The sequence below is a fragment of the Streptomyces sp. URMC 126 genome, assembly GCF_051386555.1.
Classification (GTDB): domain Bacteria; phylum Actinomycetota; class Actinomycetes; order Streptomycetales; family Streptomycetaceae; genus Streptomyces.
On record NZ_JBPQTX010000442.1, the window covers coordinates 1 to 4,581 of the forward strand.

Genomic DNA, 4,581 nt, shown 5'->3' on the forward strand with positions numbered 1-4,581 from the left:
CCCCTGCCCGAGACCCCCTCTCGACCTCCGCTCCGACCCCACCCCCGGATCGGGTTCGCGAGCACTGCTCCACGTCTTGTATTGTTTGCGGCGGAGGATTCGCCTAGAGGCCTAGGGCGCACGCTTGGAAAGCGTGTTGGGGGCAACCCCTCACGAGTTCGAATCTCGTATCCTCCGCCAGTGCCTCACCGGGCACTTGAAGGCCCCGACCGGGAAACCGGCCGGGGCCTTCTGCGTTCCGTGTAGCAGTATTCGCCCCGGCTATCGCTAGCGGTCGTGCGGGGCGGTGCGGCAGCGCCTGCGAAACGTGGCCGCGTCACGCCCGTACCACCGCGTCCGCGTCGGGCAGCCAGGCCCGGCCCACGGCTCCCAGGCCCCGCAGCGGACGCTCCAGCGCGGCCCAGGCGGCGGCGACGCGCCCGTCCGGAGTGATCACCAGCAGGCTCCCGGTCCGCTTCGCCGACGTTCGGGCCAGGGTGAGCCCTCGTGTGGGTTGCCCCCTGGGGCGCGAGCGGGACGTTCGTCATGGACGAACCACCACTCAGCGTGATGCTGATCACGACGCCCGGCATCCCAGTGACGGGGCGGACACGGGGGTTGCTGAGGCGCACTTCCACGGCTGGGGGTATCGGCACCGGTTGCGAATCACCATCCCCCTGGAAATCCCAGCCGGTCCGGATCCTTCCAGGGCCGGTGACCAGTGCGTCCGAGACGCTTCCGCGGGGGTTGCGGTGGGCATCTCGGCATCAGTCTCCAGCCGTAGCGCGGGGCGGCCTCTGTGATTCGCTCGTTGGGCGCCTTGCGCTGCCCACCCCCGGCCGCTGTCGCCCCATACGTGAACGGCAGGCGGGAAGCGACCACGAGTCCCATGACCCGCTTCGCGGCCGAGTTCGACCCATCTCGTCGATCTACGGTCGGATCGCCTATAGCGTGCCGCCTATGACTTCCCACTTCGGCGTCGAACTGCGGCGACTCCTAGCCGAGTTGAGCGGCTTCCCCATCAACGCCACTGACTATGTTTCCTACTTCGTCAATGACTGCGGGGAGCGTCTGGTCTTCGTCCAGCGGAAGGGTGAGAGATCTGCCACTCTGCTGCATTCCGACCTTGACTGGGATCCCCGCCCAGTCGACGGTCCCACCACGACGATGGCCGAAGCCGTACCCGAAGAGATGAAGCGGACGCTGGCGAACGCGAGCATCGACGGTGGACTGCTGAGCACTCCTGTGTGCGGAGGCGCCATTCTCAGCCGGGACGAAGCCAAATGGCTGGACGCCTGTTATTCGGCCAGTACGCACCTACGGCCCAGCTGAGCAGCAGACCGGGACCTGAAGGCTCCGGCCCCGGGGCCTGTCCGCTTACCCAAGGGCGTCATATGGGATGCGGTCGCAGGCGCGCCCGACTGGCCGCGCTGAACGAGATCCTCGCGTTCGCAGGTGGCCTCCCGCTGGTGGCACACATCGCCGGCTTCGGCCTGGGCGTCATACGAGCCGCCTGCACCGCAGACACAGACGGCCCGACTCGGCCTGCGCCGTCTGGGCAACCGAGTCCGGACGCACCGGATGGCCGCTCGCAGGAGTCCCTCCCTCACCTCCTGCATTAGCCGACGTGAAGGGCCCCGCTGATTGCAGCGGGGCCCTTCGCCGTTGTCCTCGATCGTCGGCGCCCCTGAGTCTTGCGCATGAGCGGCACCCGCGAAGGCCCTGCTGGAAGGCCCCGGGTGACCGGCTGAGCTCGGCGCCAGGAACACACCGCCAGGGAGAAGCAGCACTAGGAAGGACTCTTACTGCCCGTTAGTCCTCCTTAGTACCTAGACATCGGGATGCGGGGCATGCAAAGATCAATCGTCCGCCGGACGGAGGACTCACTTGGAGGCATGCCATGACGCAGGAGCAGCAGCAATTCATCTCGGTACCGGTGCCGAGCCAGCACGTCACGCAGGTGTACGCATTTCTCGCGGAACTCGCCGGTACTACGACTGCGCCATCAGCGGAGGAGACCGCCACTCCACTTGAGGACGGCGAATGGCCCTACGTCGAATGGACCCCGCAGGACCTGCGCAGACTGACGGAGGACCCGCTCGACTCCGTACGGGTGGTCACCGGCGTACTGGACATCCTGGCCAAGCAGCCCGGCGAGCGGGTGAGCTACACGACGCTCGTCGAGCTTCTCGGCGTGAATCGGAAGCGTTTGCGGGGCGTCCTGTCCGCTTTCACTCGCGTCGTGCACAAGCACTACGGCCGACGGAACTGGCCGATGACCTGGACTGAGGCTTCCAGCGACGGAACCGAGTTCAAGTCCGAGTTCTATTACACGATGAGCGAGACCACCGCAGGACGGTGGCGAGAGGTGCGCGCGCAGAGCTGACAAACCGCGAACAGCTGCCCGGCCGTTCGCCGTTGCGCCAGACTCGCGTATCTCCCGACCATCCAGGGGTTGAGGGCGCTAAGTGCCGTCGGGTGCGCTGATGCAGCACTGACGTACCCGATGGGCGCAGTGAGCGGGAGCACTGGTCGATGCGCATGGGCGCGGCCTGGACCCCCGCTCTGACGAGTAGCGCGCGCCGTCCGATTCCAGCTGGCGCTTGCTCTGTTCCACGGCAATGTGCATATCGGCCCTGCGGCACGCTCCAGCATCCCTGTCTCACGGTGAGCCACCGTCTCACCAGGCACGGGCCCCGTGCGCCGGCTTCGGCGCCTCCGATCTCAAGGGGTGCCACCGCGGCTGTTGGCCGGTCTCGTCTCCCGTCACAGCCTCGTCGACCGGCACGGTCACTGCGCGGCCAGTCCGTCCCGGGGCCCTCTGGAGCGTCCCGAAGTCGGGCAGTGGGAGGAGCATGAGACCGCTCCGGCCGTGAGCGTCGGATTCCGCGCCGCTTCCACCGCCGGGTCAGCCCCTTTGGAAATCCGGGCCGGACCGATCGGACCCGGTGCGTCCGGCCAGCTCCGCCCGGAAGCCATGTCCGGCTTGCCTGGCTATGCTATGGAATGTGATCAAGCCTGGACGGCTGTGGTTCCGGCGGCGGGCCGGGCGGGAGCTGTTTACCCTGCTGTCGCCGGTGCTGCTGACCGTGGTGATCGCGAGCCTGGCGTACAACACGCCGCGGAGCATGGCGTTCAGCCGGCTGCTGCCGGCTGCGCCCGCGCTGGCCGCGGCGATGTGGCCGGTACTGCCTACGGTGCTCCTGGGGACGATCTGCCTGCTGTTGATGATCGGGCTGGGGGTGGTGTTCCCGGACCTGGGGACGGGGTACACGGCGGCCGGCATCGTCGCGGTGACCGTGGCGGCGGCGTACGGGAGCCATGCCCGGTTGCAGCGGGAGCGGACGTTGTTCCAGGTGCGGCTGGTGGCAGACGCGGCGCAGCAGGTGGTGCTGAGTCCGATGCCCCGGCGGTGCGGGGATCTGGAGATCGAGTCGCTCTACCTCGCCGCGGCCGCCGAGGCGCGGATCGGGGGTGACTTCTACGAGGTGGCGGACACCCGGTTCGGGGTGCGGCTGCTGATCGGGGACGTGCGGGGCAAGGGGCTGCCCGCAGTCGGGTCGGCGGCGGCGATGGTGAACTCGTTCCGCGAGGCCGCGTACGACGTGCCCGACCTGGGCGATCTCGCGCGCCGGCTGGAGGCCAGCAGCACCCGGTACAGCGCCGCGTTTCCGCCCGACGACCTCATGGAGCGGTTCACCACCGCTCTGCTCGTCGAGATCCCGCACGAGGGCGGCCGGATCGGCGTCCTGAATTGCGGGCATCCCCCACCACTGCTGCTGGGGGACGGGGGGCTACGGGTGCTGGAATCGTCCGCTCCGTCGCCGCTGCTCAACCTCGCCGGGCTGATCGGGGACACGTACCGCGTCGACGTCTTCGATGTCACCCCCGGTGACCTGCTGCTTCTCTACACGGACGGGGTCACCGAGGCCCGTAACCACGACGGGGTCTTCTTCCCGCTCCAGGACTGGATGCGCCGGCAGTCCCCGGCGCGGCCCCGGGTGCTGCTCGACGCTCTTCATCGGGACCTGCTGCGGTACAGCCGGGGCGGGCTGGATGACGACATCGCCGCGCTCGCAGTGCGGCTCGGTCCTCGGTGATCTCTTTGTGGACGCCGGTGACCGAGCCGGACCGCGAGCGCGGTCAGTAATTGTTCCCCGCACGCCGCCCGGCCGCGCTTCTTCAGCCATCCCTTGACCCGAGCGCTCTACGGGGCCGGCCACAGAGGACAGCCACCCGGGCATGAACCTCAGGGACCAGGGAGATGCCGTCTTGCGCATGTGGGAGGCGGAGCCCTCCCACACCTTGTCGGTCAGGGCAGGGGCGAGGCGGCCGGAAAGTTCGCGCTCCTCGTCCACCGCGTGTCGGGCGAGCTCGTCGCGGACGGGGAGGGGGAGCCGGGCCGGCTCGGCCGCCGCGGACGGGTCGGAGCTCGATGATCCTGGACGGCTTTTCCGTGTACGCGCACAGGGCGGCGGACCGCCCCGGGCCCGGTGCTGCGGCCGGCCCCGCCGCGGTGCGGACGACGCGGTCCAGGTCGCGCACCATGGCGCGGTGGCCTGCGGGGAGGGTGGTGAAGGAGTGCCCGATGGAGGGGCGGGG

3 protein-coding genes and 1 tRNA gene are annotated in these 4,581 nt (G+C 69.0%); all 4 read left to right on the forward strand.

All coding sequences use genetic code 11. The features are described from left to right. The first annotated feature begins 92 nt into the window (after positions 1–92). The 4 genes from ACSNOK_RS30930 (at position 93) to ACSNOK_RS30945 (ending at position 4,079) form a co-directional block, all read left to right on the forward strand. Positions 93–180: transfer RNA gene (locus ACSNOK_RS30930), tRNA-Ser, on the forward strand. A 759-nt stretch (positions 181–939) separates the two neighbouring features. Next, positions 940–1,311, forward strand: a complete 372-nt coding sequence (locus ACSNOK_RS30935) for a hypothetical protein (RefSeq protein WP_436784114.1) — start codon at positions 940–942, stop codon at positions 1,309–1,311. Positions 1,312–1,879: 568 nt separating this feature from the next. Continuing rightward, a complete protein-coding gene (locus ACSNOK_RS30940; protein ID WP_436784115.1) occupies positions 1,880–2,365 on the forward strand; it encodes a hypothetical protein in 486 nt (161 codons plus the stop codon). 742 nt (positions 2,366–3,107) lie between these two features. After that, entirely contained in the window at positions 3,108–4,079 is a 972-nt protein-coding gene (locus ACSNOK_RS30945; RefSeq protein WP_436784116.1) for a PP2C family protein-serine/threonine phosphatase, read from the forward strand. Positions 4,080–4,581: the final 502 nt, after the last annotated feature.